The sequence below is a fragment of the Klebsiella sp. PK18 genome, from assembly GCF_057784655.1.
On sequence record NZ_CM173493.1, the window covers coordinates 3157226 to 3174644 of the forward strand.

At 56.3% G+C, this 17419-nt stretch carries 16 protein-coding genes; 6 read left to right on the forward strand and 10 right to left on the reverse strand.

Translation table 11 applies throughout. From position 1 onward, the window contains the following. Positions 1-68: 68 nt before the first annotated feature. From AC3EMD_RS15495 to osmB, 4 genes are all read left to right on the forward strand, one after another. Positions 69-2003: an exoribonuclease II gene (locus tag AC3EMD_RS15495; protein ID WP_008807795.1), complete on the forward strand. Its 1935-nt coding sequence runs from the start codon at positions 69-71 to the stop codon at positions 2001-2003. 158 nt (positions 2004-2161) lie between these two features. Further along, positions 2162-2341 carry a protein YciZ/DeoL gene (gene yciZ, locus AC3EMD_RS15500; RefSeq protein ID WP_012542045.1) on the forward strand — a complete coding sequence of 60 codons (180 nt, stop codon included), beginning with the start codon at positions 2162-2164 and terminating at the stop codon, positions 2339-2341. A gap of 71 nt (positions 2342-2412) precedes the next feature. After that, positions 2413-3162 (forward strand): DNA-binding transcriptional regulator YciT, encoded by a 750-nt coding sequence (gene yciT, locus AC3EMD_RS15505; RefSeq protein ID WP_008807793.1) that lies wholly within the window; start codon positions 2413-2415, stop codon positions 3160-3162. Positions 3163-3435: 273 nt separating this feature from the next. Beyond that, positions 3436-3654, forward strand: a complete 219-nt coding sequence (gene osmB / locus AC3EMD_RS15510; protein ID WP_002901783.1) for an osmotically-inducible lipoprotein OsmB — start codon at positions 3436-3438, stop codon at positions 3652-3654. A 129-nt stretch (positions 3655-3783) separates the two neighbouring features. Here the strand turns inward: osmB and yciH are convergent, their stop codons facing one another. From yciH to pgpB, 5 genes are all read right to left on the reverse strand, one after another. Next, positions 3784-4110, reverse strand: a complete 327-nt coding sequence (yciH, locus tag AC3EMD_RS15515) for a stress response translation initiation inhibitor YciH (RefSeq protein WP_008807792.1) — start codon at positions 4108-4110, stop codon at positions 3784-3786. Next, positions 4110-4847 carry an orotidine-5'-phosphate decarboxylase gene (pyrF, locus tag AC3EMD_RS15520; RefSeq protein WP_012542046.1) on the reverse strand — a complete coding sequence of 246 codons (738 nt, stop codon included), beginning with the start codon at positions 4845-4847 and terminating at the stop codon, positions 4110-4112. Before pyrF ends, yciH begins: the two co-directional genes overlap by 1 nt. Positions 4848-5037: 190 nt before the next feature. Next, positions 5038-6207, reverse strand: coding sequence for a lipopolysaccharide assembly protein LapB (gene lapB, locus AC3EMD_RS15525; RefSeq protein WP_008807790.1), 1170 nt, complete (start codon positions 6205-6207; stop codon positions 5038-5040). A gap of 6 nt (positions 6208-6213) precedes the next feature. Continuing rightward, positions 6214-6522, reverse strand: a complete 309-nt coding sequence (locus AC3EMD_RS15530) for a LapA family protein (RefSeq protein ID WP_012542047.1) — start codon at positions 6520-6522, stop codon at positions 6214-6216. 136 nt (positions 6523-6658) lie between these two features. Next, positions 6659-7426: a phosphatidylglycerophosphatase B gene (gene pgpB / locus AC3EMD_RS15535; protein ID WP_008807789.1), complete on the reverse strand. Its 768-nt coding sequence runs from the start codon at positions 7424-7426 to the stop codon at positions 6659-6661. A 163-nt stretch (positions 7427-7589) separates the two neighbouring features. On the opposite strand from pgpB, the gene ribA reads away from it, so the two are divergent. Beyond that, the gene (gene ribA / locus AC3EMD_RS15540) at positions 7590-8192 is read left to right on the forward strand and encodes a GTP cyclohydrolase II (RefSeq protein WP_008807788.1); all 603 of its coding nucleotides are present in this window, start codon (positions 7590-7592) and stop codon (positions 8190-8192) included. A 46-nt stretch (positions 8193-8238) separates the two neighbouring features. Here the strand turns inward: ribA and acnA are convergent, their stop codons facing one another. The 4 genes from acnA to topA form a co-directional block, all read right to left on the reverse strand. Further along, positions 8239-10911 (reverse strand): aconitate hydratase AcnA, encoded by a 2673-nt coding sequence (gene acnA, locus AC3EMD_RS15545; RefSeq protein WP_063106094.1) that lies wholly within the window; start codon positions 10909-10911, stop codon positions 8239-8241. A gap of 390 nt (positions 10912-11301) precedes the next feature. Then, the gene (locus AC3EMD_RS15550; RefSeq protein ID WP_002901776.1) at positions 11302-11469 is read right to left on the reverse strand and encodes a YmiA family putative membrane protein; all 168 of its coding nucleotides are present in this window, start codon (positions 11467-11469) and stop codon (positions 11302-11304) included. A gap of 245 nt (positions 11470-11714) precedes the next feature. After that, positions 11715-12689: an HTH-type transcriptional regulator CysB gene (gene cysB, locus AC3EMD_RS15555; RefSeq protein ID WP_008807786.1), complete on the reverse strand. Its 975-nt coding sequence runs from the start codon at positions 12687-12689 to the stop codon at positions 11715-11717. Positions 12690-13030: 341 nt separating this feature from the next. Beyond that, positions 13031-15628, reverse strand: a complete 2598-nt coding sequence (gene topA, locus AC3EMD_RS15560; protein WP_008807785.1) for a type I DNA topoisomerase — start codon at positions 15626-15628, stop codon at positions 13031-13033. Between the two features lie 406 nt (positions 15629-16034). On the opposite strand from topA, the gene AC3EMD_RS15565 reads away from it, so the two are divergent. Beyond that, positions 16035-16286, forward strand: coding sequence for a YciN family protein (locus AC3EMD_RS15565; protein WP_002901761.1), 252 nt, complete (start codon positions 16035-16037; stop codon positions 16284-16286). 47 nt (positions 16287-16333) lie between these two features. Here the strand turns inward: AC3EMD_RS15565 and sohB are convergent, their stop codons facing one another. Beyond that, entirely contained in the window at positions 16334-17380 is a 1047-nt protein-coding gene (gene sohB / locus AC3EMD_RS15570; protein WP_008807783.1) for a protease SohB, read from the reverse strand. Positions 17381-17419: the final 39 nt, after the last annotated feature.

The following is a 17419-nucleotide window of genomic DNA, read 5'->3' on the forward strand; positions in this document are numbered from 1 at the left end:
CGCTTGCTGCGGCAGGCATATTCGCGTAAAAATGTCAGCCGCTCTTTTAGCCACGAAAATACCTAATTATGTTTCAGGATAACCCGCTGCTAGCGCAGCTTAAACAGCAACTGCATTCCCAGACGCCGCGCGCGGAAGGGGTCGTTAAGGGCACGGAAAAGGGCTTTGGCTTCCTCGAAGTGGACGCTCAGAAGAGCTACTTCATTCCGCCGCCGCAGATGAAAAAAGTGATGCATGGCGACCGTATCGTCGCGGTGATCCATTCTGAAAAAGATCGCGAAAGCGCCGAACCAGAAACCCTGGTTGAGCCGTTCCTGACCCGTTTCGTCGGTAAAGTCCAGAAGAAAGACGATCGCCTCGCTATCGTTCCTGACCATCCGCTGCTGAAAGATGCCATTCCCTGCCGCGCCGCCCGTGGCGTTGAGCATGATTTCAAACAGGGTGACTGGGCCGTCGCCGAGATGCGCCGTCATCCGTTAAAAGGCGACCGCGGGTTTTACGCGGAGCTGACCCAGTTCATCACCTTCAGCGACGATCACTTCGTCCCCTGGTGGGTAACCCTGGCGCGCCATAATCTCGAAAAAGAAGCGCCGGACGGCGTGGCCACGGAAATGCTCGATGAAGGGCTGACGCGCCGCGATTTAACCGCTCTCGACTTCGTCACTATCGACAGCGCCAGCACCGAAGATATGGACGATGCGCTGTATGCCGAATCCACTGCTGATGGCAAACTGCTGCTGACGGTCGCCATTGCTGACCCGACCGCCTGGATTGCCGAAGGTAGCAAGCTGGATAAGGCCGCAAAAGTGCGCGCCTTTACCAACTATCTGCCGGGCTTCAATATTCCGATGCTGCCCCGCGAGCTGTCAGACGACCTGTGCTCCCTGCGCGCTAACGAAGTGCGCCCGGTGCTGGCCTGCCAGATGACTCTGGCGGCCGATGGCACCATCGAAGACAACATCGAGTTCTTTGCCGCCACCATCGAGTCGAAAGCCAAGCTGGCCTATGACGATGTCTCTGACTGGCTGGAAGGCCGCGGCAGCTGGCAGCCGGGCAGCGACGCGATCGCGCAGCAAATTACACTGTTGAAGGACGTGTGCCAGCGTCGTAGCGAATGGCGTCAGACCCATGCGCTGGTGTTCAAAGACCGTCCGGACTACCGTTTCGTTCTTGGCGAAAAAGGCGAAGTGCTGGATATCGTCGCGGAACCACGTCGCATTGCCAACCGTATTGTCGAAGAGTCGATGATCGCCGCCAACATCTGTGCCGCCCGCGTTCTGCGCGACAAGCTCGGCTTCGGTGTTTATAACGTCCATACCGGCTTCGACCCGGCGAATACCGAACAGCTGGCGGCGCTGCTGAAAACCCACGACGTGCACGTCGACCCGACGGAGGTGCTGACGCTGGAAGGGTTCTGCAAGCTGCGCCGGGAACTGGACGCCCAGCCGACCGGATTCCTCGACAGCCGCATCCGCCGCTTCCAGTCGTTTGCGGAAATCAGCACCGAGCCGGGCCCGCACTTTGGCCTCGGCCTTGAGGCCTATGCCACCTGGACCTCGCCGATCCGTAAATATGGCGACATGATCAACCACCGTCTGCTGAAGGCCATCATCAAAGGCGAGACCATTGCGCGCCCGCAGGATGATGCCACCGTACAGATGGCGGAGCGCCGTCGTCTTAACCGGATGGCAGAGCGCGACGTCGCCGACTGGCTGTATGCCCGTTTCCTCAACGATAAAGCCGGGACCGATACTCGTTTTGCGGCGGAGATCATCGACATCAGCCGCGGCGGGATGCGCGTGCGCCTGGTGGACAATGGCGCGGTCGCCTTTATTCCGGCCCCCTTCCTCCACGCCGTTCGCGACGAACTGGTGTGCAGCCAGGAGAACGGCACCGTGCAGATCAAGGGCGAGGTGGTCTACAAAGTGACTGACGTTATCGATGTCACCATCGCCGAAGTCCGCATGGAAACCCGCAGCATTATTGCGCGTCCGGCAGTCTGACGCCTCTTCACAGCGGTTCCTCCGGGAACCGCTGCTTCTTTCCTCTCCATCCTGCTATTTCCGTCGCACCGATTAAGGTTGTGCGTTTTTTTCGCTTCTCTTTTTCATCCATTTTTAGCATCATTGATTTCATTCGTTTTTGTTACCAGGATAATGCCATGTCAGATGTGAATGCCCACCTGCTCGCCCAACGTATCGATACCGTGCTGGATATTCTGGTTGCCGGTGATTACCACTCTGCGATCCATAATCTGGAAATCCTCAAAGCGGAGCTGCTGGCACTGGCGGCGGACGACGCTGAGCAAAAAAACCAGCCCAAGGCTCCCTGGGAAATCTGATTATCGCCCATGCCGCAACCGGTGACTCATACCGGTTGCTCGCCATATAGCCCCCTAACAGTGATGTTGCTATGAACGCCCGACAACAAAGTATTTTGCAAGTGGTCATTGATAAAGGCCGGATGAGCGTCGCCGATCTGGCGAAGATGACCGGTGTCTCAGAGGTCACCATTCGCCAGGATCTGAATCTGCTGGAAAAGCAGAGCTATTTGCGCCGCACCCATGGCTATGCAGTCCCACTGGACAGTGAAGATGTTGAAACCCGCATGATGACCCATTTCGCCATTAAACGTGAACTGGCCAGCCGGGCGGCGGCGCTGGTGAGCGCCGGCGAAACGGTATTCATCGAAAACGGCAGCAGCAACGCCCTGCTGGCGCGCACCCTCGCCGAACGCGGCGATATCACCATCATAACCGTCAGCAGCTATATCGCCCATCTGCTGAAAGAGACGCCGGGAGAGGTGATCCTGCTGGGCGGGATTTACCAGAAACGCAGTGAAAGCATGGTGGGCCCGCTGACCCGCCAGTTCATCCAGCAGGTGCATTTCAGCAAAGCCTTCATCGGGATCGATGGCTGGCAGGCAGAAACCGGCTTTACCGGTCGCGATATGATGCGTGCGGATGTGGTTAACGCCGTGCTGGAAAAGCACTGTGAAGCGATTATTCTCAGCGACAGCTCGAAATTCAGCGCGGTTCATCCCTATCCCCTCGGTCCCGCCGGGCGCTTTAACCGCGTTATTACCGACGATCGCCTGCCGGCCGCCTGCCGCGACCAGTTACTGCACAGCGGCCTGACCGTCGATATCGTGCCATACGTCTGATCTTTACCCGCCCCGAGCCATGCCAATGCGCCATTCGGGGCGATATTACGCTCTGAGAGTATTCCGAGCCGCTAATTAAGATTTTTTACCTGACGATACATTTAAAAAAAAGTAAAATTATTATTAGCGATATAACAGGAAGTGACTATCACCTGCGTGATTTTCGTGACACCTGCGCACCCTAACTTCATGGAATTGCCCTAAAGCTGCTATTTCAGGCTATGCTTAAAGGAGCGTAGTATCCATGAATAGATTATTCAGGAGAAAAAAATGATGACTTCAACGAGCAAAAAAATGGCTGCCGTCGTTCTGGCTGTCACTGTAGCAATGTCTCTGAGCGCTTGTTCTAACATGTCTAAACGCGACCGTAACACCGCTATCGGTGCTGGCGCCGGCGCCATCGGTGGTGCGGTGTTAACTGACGGTAGCGCACTCGGAACCCTGGGTGGCGCGGCGGTCGGTGGTATTATTGGTCACCAGGTTGGCAAATAATATAATTACCTGACGAAATAAAAGAATAATTCACACGAATTGACTTACGCACGTTAAATCATTCAAGGCCGCGGCATTCACCGCGGCCTTGTTATTTCAGCATTACTTTAATTATTGCCGAAATAGCACTCAGCCACCGGCTAACTTAACCTTCATTCCTTTCGCCTCGAGCAGCGATTTGAGCAAATCCCGTTTGTCACCCTGGATCTCGATCACGCCATCTTTCACCGCGCCGCCGCAGCCACATTTCTTTTTCAGCTCTGCAGCCAGGGCGTTCAGCGCGGCATCGTCAGCATCGATGCCGCTAATCAGGCACACGCCTTTGCCCTTGCGACCGCTGGTCTGGCGCTGAATACGGACAATACCATCGCCTTTAGGCCGCACCGGCGCCGGTTTCGCTTCGTCGATACGCCCGGTTTCCGTAGAGTAGACCAGGCGGCTATTGGAATCGCTCATTATGCCTCCTTTGACAACGAGACGTTGATCGCCCGCAGCGTTGCGGCAGGATCGGCCGACTGAGTGACCGGGCGACCAATAACCATATAATCCACCCCCGCCGCCTGGGCCTGCTCGGGAGTCATAATCCGCCGCTGATCCCCGGCCTCGCTCCCCTGCGGACGGATCCCCGGGGTCACCAGCTTAAACGCCTGCCCCATCTCCTGTTTGAAGCGCACCGCCTCCTGAGCTGAGCACACGACCCCGTCAAGACCACAGCGTTGGGTCAGCGCTGCCAGCTTCGCCGCGTAATCAGCCGGGGATAAGGTAATGCCCAGATCCTGCAGGTCGCTGGCCTCCATGCTGGTGAGTACGGTGACGGCGATCAGCAGCGGAGCCTCTTTACCAAACGGCAGCAGCGCTTCACGCGCGGCGGTCATCATCCGCGCGCCGCCGGAGGCATGGACATTCACCATCCATACGCCGAGTTCGGCCGCCGCCGCCACCGCGCGGGCCGTGGTATTGGGGATATCGTGAAACTTAAGGTCAAGGAACACCTCAAACCCGCGCTGGTGCAGATCGCGAACAAACTGCGGGCCCAACAGGGTGAACATCTCTTTGCCCACCTTCAGGCGGCAGTCTCGCGGGTCGATGCGGTCGACAAATGCCAGCGCTTTATCGCGATTATCATAGTCGAGCGCAACCACAACGGGAGAGGATGTGACAGCGCGGGAAGATGTGATAGCTGTAGACGTCATGACCAGACCTTAGTGTTGATGGGCGCCAGGGCGGCGCAAAAAGGTAAACGGGCAGCATTCTACCTGTGATGCTAACAAAATAACAGACTGCTGTAGTAGCGCTGGCCGGACGATGGCGCTGCCGGGGCCGCGTCTGGAGAGGAGAAAAACGATGAGTATGTTGTAACTAATGGAGGGATTTTTTTTGACTTTATTGGCCGTCGAGACCGCGAATGGGTTTGATGGTGGCCCACGAGCGGCAGGATGGGCAGTGCCAGTAGAGCGTATGAGCAGTAAAGCCGCATTTCTGGCAGCGATAGCGCGGTTTGCTGCGCACCTGCTCGCCGACCATGTTTCTTAGCACCCCGAGGCTTTCTTTCGCGCGCCCTTCTTCCGCTTCGTTGAGATGGTAGTCCATCAGCTTATGGAAGACGCGCATGGTCGGGTGACGTTCCAGCTGCCGGGTAACGTAGTTTTGCGCGGCTTCGACCCCTTCCCGTTGCTCGAGGATCTGCGCCAGCATCAGTTCAGCGGTGGCCCCGGTGTTCTCATCCACACAACGGCGCAGGAAAACCTCCCACTCTTCGGCTTTACCCAGTTGCTGGTAGCAGGTCTGCAGCATCTCCAGCGTCTCACCGACCAGCTCTTTATCCTGATCGATAACCCGCTCAAGGCTCTCTACCGCTTTGGCGTAATCACCCTTTTCCATCCACACCCGGCCCATCATTATTGAGACCCGGGCGCTGTTGCGGTCTGCTGCGGCGCCTTTCTTCAGCAGCGCCATCGCTTTATCCAGATCGTTGGCCGCCATCTGCTGCAGGGCCAGCTCACACCAAAAGTTGGCGATTTCGCCACGATGTTTCTCTTTACCCAGCTTCACCAGCCGTTCAGCGACTTCGATCGCTGACTGCCAGTCGCTGGTCGCCTGGTAGATCTGCAGCAGCTGCTGCAGAGCGCTCAGGCGGAAATCGGTCTCATCCACCAGCTGTTTGAACATATCTTCCGCACGATCGTACAACCCGGCGGCCATATAGTCGCGCCCCAGCTGCTGGACGGCCAGCAGGCGCTGATCGTAGGTTAACGATGCGCTTTCCATCAGGCTCTGATGAATACGGATCGCGCGGTCAACCTCGCCGCGCGAGCGGAACAGGTTACCGAGCGTCAGGTGGGCCTCAACGGTGCCGGTATCCTCTTTCAACATATCAAGGAACAGATCGACGGCTTTATCCTGCTGGTTGCTGAGCAGGAAGTTAACCCCCGCCACGTAATCCCGTGACAGGCGGTTGGCATCGTCCTGTTTGGACTGTTGTGCACTTCTGCGCCCCATGTACCAGCCGTAGGCGGCGGCAACGGGTAAAAGCAGAAACAACAACTCCAGCATAAGAGGTTATTCCTTCACGGCAGGCACGCCTGCGTCGACAGCGACCGGGCTGACGGGGGCAATCTGGTGCTCAAGGCGCTTAATTTTTCGCTCCGCGCGCGCCAGCGAGACACGCACCCGCAGCCAGAACAAGCCGCAGATCAGCCAGCCAATGGCAAAGCCTGCGGCGAACAGCACCGCCAGCAGTGTCGAAATGCGGAATTCACCCTGCGCGAGTAAATAGTTGAACGTGACCTGTTGGTCATTCTGCGCCCCCAGCGTCACTGAAATGACGAAGATTGCTAGCACCAGTAAGAAAATGAGTAAATATTTCACATGACTTCCCGTTATGTGGGTTGCGCGAAAAAAAGCCCGCTTTCAGCCCTATAAAGTATCATTTTCGCCGCAGCGGTGGAATGAAAAAGCATGGCAACTGTACAGGATATGCGGTCGGATGCCGCTAAAATCAACATTATTCTGCTTCGGGCATCCGTTTTTTAATATCCTGCGCCTCTTCTCCCGGCGGCGAGAGCGGCCCGCACAGGCGCTGCGTCAACCAGCAGGCCACCGTGACCAACAGCCAGGAGATCAGCGTGGCGACAATGAGATCCAGCGGCCAGTGCATGCCCAGCGCCAGGCGACTGCCCATCACCGCCGTCGCCCATACCAGCAGCACGGCGACCGTGCCCCAACGCCGACGCGGCCACAGCAGCCCGGCGGCCAGCAGCGCCCAGCTGGCGGCGAACATCGTGTGACCCGACGGGAAAGCAAAGCCTGTCTCTTTCTGCCAGTGCTTGCGTAAAAACGGCGGAATGTCCTGCGCCTGCGCCAGCTGGGCATGCACCAGTTTAGCGCGTTCTTTACGCTTCAACGCATAGAATTGCGTCACCGGCACCTGTCTTGAGTTTTCCAGCCAGATGACAAAGGGTCTCGGCTCCTGAACCCGCGCTTTGACCCAGGATTTAACCCCCTGTCCCACCAGGATGGCGGCGGCAAGAATCAGGAACAGGATCAGTGCCGCGCGCAGCCGGTAGCGAAGACACCAGAGAAACCAGCCGCACAGTGCAACATGCGTGATAATTCCCCACGGCTGCGTCACCGTTTCCGTCACCCACCAGAGGGTTTTCAACATAGCAACCGGCAGTCCTGGCTGCCACAGCCAACCAGACAGCCAGACCGTAACAGGCATAACAAGCAGCAGCGCCGCCGCGAGAGCGGTTCGTCGGGCAATCAACAGCATTTTCTCTCCTTCTCCTTGTAGATGAACATCATAGCGGAAAGTAGTTCGTTTGTGCGCTTTCCACGCGGCTAACCGTTCGCGATTAGGAGAACGTCCCGGCCTTGTGGCAAAATAGCGGCAAACAGAAAGCACATTCAGGTGCTGACAGAATCTGGAGAATCACATGCAGCTTAAACGTGTGGCAGAAGCCAAACTGCCAACCCCATGGGGCGATTTCCTGATGGTGGGTTTTGAAGAACTGGCAACCGGACAAGATCATGTCGCGCTGGTGTATGGCGATATCTCGGGGCAGTCGCCGGTCCTGGCCCGCGTCCATTCAGAGTGTTTGACGGGCGATGCCCTGTTTAGCCTGCGCTGTGATTGCGGCTTTCAGCTGGAAGCGGCCCTGTCGCATATCGCCGAAGAAGGTCGGGGGATCCTGCTCTATCACCGCCAGGAAGGACGCAACATTGGTTTATTGAATAAAATCCGCGCCTACGCGCTGCAGGATCAGGGCTACGACACCGTTGAGGCGAACCATCAGCTGGGCTTCGCCGCCGATGAGCGCGACTTCACCCTGTGCGCCGATATGTTCAAACTGCTCAACGTTGAGCAGGTTCGGTTATTAACCAATAACCCGAAAAAAGTGGAAATTCTTACCGAAGCCGGGATCAACATTGTGGAGCGGGTACCGTTGATCGTCGGGCGTAACCCGAAAAATGCTCACTACCTGGATACTAAAGCCGCCAAAATGGGCCATTTGCTGAACAGCAAGCCGGCGGAATAAACCGATTGAATAAAAGAGAAAGGGCCAGCGATGCTGGCCCTTTGTTTTACAGCATATTGCGGATAACGTAGTGCAGGATGCCGTCGTTGCGGTAGTAGGTGAGCTCGGTCGCGGTGTCGATACGGCACCGACAAGGGATCACTTCCTGCGAGCCGTCAGGGCGAGTCAGGGTCACCGGCACCGTAGCGCCAGGCTGAAGCGACTGCAGATTGCTGATATCAATCCGCTCTTCCCCGGTCAACTGCAGCGTTTTACGGGTGACGCCCTGCGGGAACTCCAGCGGCAAAATCCCCATCCCGATCAGGTTGGAGCGGTGGATACGTTCGAAGGACTCGGCGATCACTACCCGAATGCCCAGCAGGCGCGGCCCCTTCGCCGCCCAGTCGCGGCTGGAACCTGAGCCATACTCCTTACCGGCAATCACCGCCAGCGGTATGCCTTCCGCTTTATACTGCATCGCCGCATCGTAGATCGCCACCGGTTCGCGGTCCGGCAGATGTCGGGTCATACCGCCTTCCACTCCCGGTACCATTTCGTTACGAATACGGATATTGGCGAAGGTGCCACGCATCATCACCTCATGGTTACCGCGACGGGAACCATAGGAGTTAAAGTCGCGCCGGGCAACCCCATGCTCCTGCAGATAGCGGCCTGCCGGGCTATCGGCTTTGATGCTCCCCGCCGGCGAAATGTGGTCAGTGGTCACTGAATCGCCCAGCATGGCGAGGATCCGCGCGCCATGAATATCCTCTACCGGCAGCGGTTCGACGCCCATCTCGTCAAAGAACGGCGACAGGCGAATATAAGTCGAGTCCTTCTGCCAGTCATAGGTATCTGACGCCTCCACCTTGATTGCTTTCCACTCCTCGGTACCGGAAAACACTTCCGCGTACTCTTTGCGGAACATCTCAGTGGAGACCTGTTCCACCGCACGGGCAATCTCCTCCCCGCTCGGCCAGATATCTTTCAGATAAACCGGTTCGCCATCGCTGCCCTGCCCCAACGGCTCGCGGGTGAGATCGATATTCATGTTCCCCGCCAGGGCGTAAGCGACGACCAGCGGCGGCGAGGCCAGCCAGTTGGTTTTCACCAGCGGATGGATACGCCCTTCGAAGTTACGGTTACCGGAAAGCACCGCCCCGACGGTCAGATCGCCCTTTTTGATCGCCTCTTCGATAGGTTCCGGCAACGGACCGGAGTTACCGATACAGGTGGTACAGCCATATCCCACCAGATTGAAGCCGAGCTGGTCGAGGTAAGGCGTCAGGCCGGCATGAGCCAGATAATCCGACACCACTTTCGAGCCTGGCGCCAGGGAAGCTTTTACCCACGGCTGCGGCTGCAGGCCACGCTCGACGGCTTTTTTCGCCAGCAGACCGGCGGCCATCAGCACGCTGGGGTTGGAGGTATTGGTACAGGAAGTAATAGCCGCAATGGCCACGGCGCCGTCCGGTAGCGAATAGTGATGCCCGTTCAGCGTATAATCCACCGGCTGACGCTGACGCTGAGGATGGTTAACTTCCAGCTCGCCGCTGGCAGCAAAGGCTTTCGGCACATCGCCGAGCGCCACGCGATCCTGCGGCCGTTTCGGCCCGGCAAGGCTTGCCTCAACGCTGCCCATGTCCAGCGCCAGGGTGCTGGTAAAGACCGGCTCATCGCCCGGCTGGCGCCACATGCCCTGCGCTTTGGCATAGGCTTCCACCAGGGCGACCTGTTCTTCGCTACGGCCGCTCAGACGCATATAGCTAAGCGTCACATCATCGATCGGGAAGAAACCACAGGTGGCGCCATATTCCGGGGCCATATTGGCGATAGTGGCGCGATCGGCCAGGGGTAAGGTATCCAGGCCATCGCCGTAGAATTCAACAAACTTGCCGACGACACCGTGCTGGCGCAGCATCTGGGTGACCGTCAGCACCAGATCGGTGGCGGTGATGCCTTCGCGCAGTTTGCCGCTGAGCTTAAAGCCCACGACATCCGGGATCAGCATCGACACCGGCTGACCCAGCATGGCGGCTTCCGCTTCAATCCCGCCCACGCCCCAGCCCAGTACGCCGAGACCGTTAATCATGGTGGTATGAGAGTCGGTGCCCACCAGGGTATCCGGCCACGCCATCCACTTCCCATTCACCTCTTCGCTCCAGACGGCCCGACCGAGGTATTCCAGGTTGACCTGGTGACAAATACCGGTGCCCGGCGGCACTACGCTGAAGCGGCTGAAGGCCTGTTGTCCCCAGCGTAGAAAAGCGTAACGTTCGTGGTTACGCTCCATTTCCAGACGGACGTTATCTTCGAAGGCCTCGTCATCGCCGAAACGGTCGACGGTGACCGAGTGGTCGATCACCAGATCGACGGGCGACAGCGGATTCACTTTCGCGGTGTCGCCGCCCAGGCGCTTCACCGCCTCGCGCATGGCGGCCAGATCCACGACTGCCGGCACGCCGGTAAAGTCCTGCATCAGGACGCGCGCGGGACGGTAGGCTATCTCCCGGTCGGCATGGGCCTGTTGCAGCCAGCCGGCCAGGGCACGAATATCTTCTTCTGTCACCGAGTCACCGTCCTGCCAGCGCAGCAGGTTCTCCATCAGCACCTTCAGCGACTTAGGCAGTCGACTGAGATCGCCCAGCTGTTTCTCTGCCAGCGGCAGACTGTAGTAATGCCAGGTTTTCTCGTTGACCAGCAGCGTGTCCTTACTGGCTTCTCGTAGGGTTGACGACATAGCTCCTCCTTTATCTCAGGGATGGCATACCCTGATTCTCCTCAGGGTCTCCATTAAAGATAACACATACCGAGCATAACACTTTGATAACAACCCAAATTGCTAAATGCGCCGAGGTCGACAGTGATTAATCGGGAATTATCCTGGAATCGGAGAAATAGCACCAAAATAGTGCAGAAGCGATGATTAAGACGATATTGTATTAGTACACGAGGACAAAAAAAGAGCTAATCGGCCAGCTGGCTATGATTAGCTCTTGTGAGTGATTTCAGATTGGATGAATCCAGCGGCAAAATATATTCTCCCTGTATTGCCGGTCACTGATTTTATATTACAGTTTCCTTTCACTGTCATAAAAATGACATGTATCTACAACGATGACCTACAGCTTTAGCTGACAATCCAGATGTTGCAGATGGTAAGCGCGATGATGCTCCAGAACATCGCCAGCCCTACCAACACTACGCCCCATACGCGACTACGCAGAACGGGATCGATTTCGGTTTTGTCATTCTCGTATGACATCGCCAGTTTCATGTAATCGATATTACTTATCATATTGTCACCACCAATTGCTCAAATCATCAGGTACAGATAAATCTTAATTATGGATAAAAGATTAATCCAGTGAATTTAGGCCTGATGGAATATATTTAACCGGTTATTTGATCGCGGCGGGCATAATGACAAACGTGTTGCCAGAAATTATTAATTTTGTGATTGGTTCGAGGTTTAAGATGTTAAATTAGGACCATGATAGTCAATGGCACTCCCCACAGGGAATGCCATTATTTTTTTAAGGGTTATTTTTCCGGAAGTTTTATATCTTTAAACATCGCTTCAATATCTTCATTCGACCGCAAAGCCACCGCGGTATCCACGACATCCCGGGTCAGATGGGGTGCAAAACGTTGAATAAAATCATACATGTAGCTTCGTAAGAAGGTGCTACGGCGGAAACCAATTTTGGTGGTGCTGTGGCTGAATATGCCGTTCGCATCCAGCTTCACCAGGTCCGGGTCAGAGACCGGATCGACTGCCATGCTGGCTATCACCCCGACCCCAAGCCCCAGGCGAACATAGGTTTTGATCACGTCGGCGTCAGTGGCGGTGAAGACAATGCGCGGCGTCAGACCCGCTCGGTTAAACGCGGTATCCAGTTCCGAACGGCCGGTAAAGCCAAAGGTATAGGTCACCAGCGGGTACTGCGCCAGCTCTTCAATGGAAACCGAGCCCTTCGCGGCCAGAGGATGCTCAGGCGTCACCACAATCGACCGGTTCCAGTGATAGCATGGCAACATCACCAGATCGTCATACAGATGCAGCGCCTCGGTGGCGATGGCGAAGTCGGCGTTGCCTTTCGATACGGCTTCTGCAATCTGGGTTGGCGAGCCCTGATGCATATGCAGCGACACGCGCGGGTAGCGTTCAATAAAGCCCTTGATCACCCCCGGTAACGCATAGCGCGCCTGAGTATGGGTCGTCGCCACATATAACGACCCTTTATCAGGCCAGGTATGCTCCCCGGCGACAGATTTGATCGCATCGACTTTCGATAACACCTCGCGGGCGATACGGATGATCTCCTGCCCGGCAGGCGTCACCTGGGTTAAATGTTTGCCGCTGCGGGCGAAAATCTGGATGCCCAGCTCATCTTCCAGCATGCGGACCTGCTTACTGATGCCCGGCTGGGAGGTATAAAGCCCTTCGGCGGTGGATGAAACATTCAGGTTATGGTTCACCACCTCAACGATGTAGCGAAGCTGTTGTAGTTTCATGCTGATATCCGTTTGCGCGTAAAATGAAGCCGCTTAATACACTTTACGTTCAGGCAACTTGTCGACCGTGAGGCCAGCCTCCCGGCAGTTGGCCGTAGTGGCGCCGCAACGCATCCTGAAAGCGATGATGTATAAGACGTTTTAATAATAAAAAAGGGATTAGCTATAACCACTATATCATTTATATCAACAGTGTATAGATACTAACGAAAAATAATATAGGTGGTTATAAGGGGCAGAAAAGACCATCCAGAAGGGGAAACAACGCGGCAGAGGCATCCACTGCCTCTGCCGGCCGTTAGTGCAGGAAAAGCGCGCTTTTCCTGCCTGATACTGCACGATTACTTTTTGGCTTCAGTCCATTTACCGTCAATAAAGAAGGCTGACCAGCCGGTCGCTTTGCCCTCTTTTTCGGAAGCCACATACTGCTGTTTCGTTTTACGGCTAAAGCGCACCAGCGTTTTATTACCTTCCGGATCCTGCTGCGGCGCATCGGCGAGATAGCGCAGTTTTTCCGGCAGACGATCGCGGAAGCGGTACAGCTCTTCCACCAGCGGCGCACGCGTTTCCCGTGATTTCGGGAAGGTGTTGGCCGCCAGGAAGACACCCGCCGCCCCGTCGCGCAACACAAAGTACGCGTCAGACTTCTCGCACGGCAGCTCCGGCAGCGGCACCGGATCTTCCTTCGGCGGAGCCACTTCGCCGTTGCGCAGGATCTTACGCGTGTTCTTACACTCGTCGTTGGTACAGGCCATGTACTTGCCGAAACGCCCCATTTTCAGGTGCATTTCAGAACCGCACTTCTCGCACTCCACTACCGGACCGTCATAGCCCTTGATGCGGAACTCGCCCTCTTCAATCTCATAGCCGTCACAGGTCGGGTTATTACCACACACGTGCAGTTTACGCTTAGGATCGATAAGGTAGCTGTCCATTGCGGTCCCGCACTTCTGACAGCGACGTTTGGCACGCAGCGCGTTGGTTTCCGCGTCATCGCCTTCCAGCACGTTGAGGACTTCGTTTTCCGGCACCAGGTTGATGGTGGTTTTGCAACGCTCTTTCGGCGGCAGAGCATAGCCCGAACAGCCGAGGAAAACACCGGTGCTGGCGGTACGGATGCCCATTTTACGTCCACAGGTCGGGCAGTCGATGCTGGTAAGCACCATCGGGTTCGGCTGCATGCCGCCCTCTTCCGGATCTTTCTCTGCGGTCTCCAGCTGAGTGGTAAAATCGCCGAAGAAGTGGTTTAGCACCTCTTTCCATTCGGCCTGGTGGTTGGCTACCTGGTCGAGACGATCTTCCATCTGCGCGGTGAAGTCGTAGTTCATCAGATCGCGGAAGTTTTCTTCCAGCCGATCGGTGACGATTTCGCCCATTTTCTCCGCATAGAAACGACGGTTTTCCACCCGCACGTAGCCGCGATCCTGAATGGTCGAGATGATCGAAGCGTAGGTGGAAGGACGGCCGATACCGCGTTTTTCCAGCTCTTTGACCAGCGAAGCTTCGCTGAAGCGCGCCGGCGGCTTGGTAAAGTGCTGCGCAGGCGTCAGCTCCACCAGGCTCAGGCGGTCGCCCTGTTTAACCACCGGCAACGTCCGGTCTTCATCGCCCTTGCGCAGCGCCGGCATCACTTTGGTCCAGCCGTCGAAACGTAAGGTACGACCGCGCGCTTTCAGTTTGAAATCGCCCGCCGCCACGGTCAACGTGGTGGAATCGTATTGCGCCGGCGTCATCTGACAGGCGACAAACTGGCGCCAGATCAGCTGATAGAGCTTCTGCGCATCGGCTTCCATATCTTTCAGCGTTTCCGCCAGCACGCTCACATCAGAAGGACGAATCGCTTCGTGCGCTTCCTGCGAGTTTTCTTTGCTGGCGTACTGGTTAGCGCTCTCCGGCAGATATTTTTTGCCAAAGTTGTCGCTGATATAACCGCGAACCATGTTCAGCGCGTCCTGACTCAGGTTGGTGGAGTCGGTACGCATATAGGTGATGTGCCCCGCCTCATAGAGACGTTGAGCCATCATCATGGTCTTTTTCACGCCGAAGCCGAGACGGGTGCTGGCCGCCTGCTGCAGCGTGGAGGTGATGAACGGCGCGCCCGGCTTGCTGCTGGTCGGCTTGTCTTCTCGCTCCAGCACGCTGTAGCTGGCTTTTTCCAGCAGCGATACCGCCGCCATGGTCTCATCACGGCTGACCGGACGGAACGGCTTATCGTCTTTGTGAGTCACCTGCAGAGGCAGCGCGTCGCCGCCCGGCGTGGTGGTGCTGGCATCAACTTCCCAGTACTCTTCCGGGACGAAGGCTTTGATTTCACGCTCACGTTCCACCACCAGGCGGACCGCAACGGACTGCACGCGCCCGGCAGAAAGACCACGGGCAATTTTCTTCCACAGCAGCGGCGAGACCATATAGCCCACCACGCGGTCCATAAAGCGGCGCGCCTGCTGGGCGTTAACCCGATCGATATTCAGTTCGCCCGGCTTTTCGAAGGCCTGACGAATAGCGTTTTTGGTGATCTCATTGAACACCACGCGGCTGTAACGCTGTTCATCGCCGCCGATCACTTCCCGCAGGTGCCAGGCAATGGCTTCCCCTTCGCGGTCAAGGTCGGTTGCGAGATAGATGTGGTCAGCTTTTTCCGCCAACTGTTTGAGTTCTGAAACTACCTTTTCTTTACCCGGAAGTACTTCATAGTGCGCATTCCAGTCATGCCATGGGTCCACGCCCATGCGGTTAACCAGAGCACCACGTTCGTCCTTTTTAGGCTTTTTAGCCCCTTTGGTGGCGGTAGAGTCGGTGCTCTTTTTGGAAGCTGATCCACTGGTCGGCAAATCGCGGATATGACCGACGCTGGATTTCACCACGTAGTCATTACCCAGATACTTATTGATCGTTTTGGCTTTTGCCGGGGACTCAACGATAACGAGAGCTTTACCCATATTCACCTTTACCTAATTTGATTCATCCAGGAATACATCGCACATTCATACACCCTCCACTGGCGACTGCCTCATATGTTGCGGCACCGTCGGTGAATATCAACCCTGAACACCCGCTTCATCTCCGTAAAACCAGGCGTTTGAGTTTGCTGACTTTTTTTCGTCAGGTGACATAGCACGAAGAATTTTTGGCCGAATGTCAAGCAAATCTGTTGCCAGATCGCCGAAAGCGTCACACTGTACCTGATAAAATTCGTTACGCAACTTTATTAGCATGCAAAAGCGAAACCCGCCAGTAAACGGCTGTTTCTCCACTGGTTACGATTACCCCTGTTTTGTCCATGGAAAATTTGCCCCACGCCGCCGCGCGGCGTAAACTACGCGCGGAGAAAAAGAGGAGTCCGTTATGCAAGGTACAACCCAACCTATCGATCGCCAGACGCTGCTCGAAAAAGCCAACAAACTTATTCGCGAACATGAGGATACGTTAGCCGGTATCGAAGCCACCGACGTCGTTCAGCGCAACAATGTCCTGGTGTTTAGCGGTGAGTTTTATCTTGACGAGCAGGGTTTACCGACGCCGAAGAGTACGGCGGTATTTAACATGTTTAAGTACCTCGCCCACGAGCTGTCGGACAAGTATCACCTGGTCGATTAAGGCCGGTGGAAACGATAACGCGAGGCCCTGGCCTCGCGTTATGTTGTTTACATCAGCGGTTTCTGACCGCGCTGCCACCAGCGCAGCAGAAGTCGATCGGCGCTCTCCGCGGCGCTACCAGTGAAGCGGTCGAGCATTTTTTTACGCTGTTGATAACGCACCCCGATCACCTCGTGGCTCTCCATGAGCCCCAGCAACAGCTCATCGCTGGTTTCAACCGCATCCACCAGCCCTTTTTCCAGCGCCTGCACCCCGTACCAGTGCTCGCCGGTAGCTACCTGCTCAATATCAAGTCCAGGACGCATCCGATGGACGAAATCCTTGAACAGATGGTGCGTCTCATTGAGATCCTCACGGAACTTGCGCCGCCCTTCTTCGGTATTTTCGCCCAGCATAGTGAGCGTCCGTTTGTACTGCCCGGCGGTATGCAGTTCGATATCAATATCTTTGTTCTTCAGGAAGCGATGGAGGTTAGGGATCTGCGCCACCACGCCAATGGAGCCAAGGATCGCAAACGGCGCCGACACAATTTTGTTGGCCACGCAAGCCATCATATAGCCGCCGCTGGCCGCCACTTTGTCAACCGCCACCGTCAGCGGGATCTGTTTGTCGCGCAACCGCTGCAGCTGAGAGGCTGCCAGTCCGTAACCGTGTACCACCCCGCCGGGGCTTTCCAGACGAATCACCACCTGGTCACGCGCTTTCGCCGCCGCCAGCACCGCCGTGATCTCTTCCCGCAGGCTGTTGACCTCATGGGCATCCATGCTGCCTTTGAAATCCAGCACCCAGGCGCGCGGCTTGCCTTCCGGCTCCACGTTACCCAGCTTCGCCCGCGCTTTCGCGGCCTTCGCCTCTTGTTTTTGCTTTTTTTTCTGCGCCTTATGCCACTGTTTCTGCTGCGGGCCGTCAAGCAGCGCCACCGCCAGCGATTCCTTCATCTCTTTGTAATGCTCGCTAAGATTGGTCACCCGCAGTTCGCCGCGCTGCTTCTTACGCTGGGCCAGGTTGACGATAATAGCGGCAATCACCGCGATAGCGACGACAACCGTCGCGATCTTGGCTAAAAATAAGCCGTACTGAGCAAGTAATTCCACGTTTTCACCTTGTGTAAAGCACTGACGTTGCTGCACAGT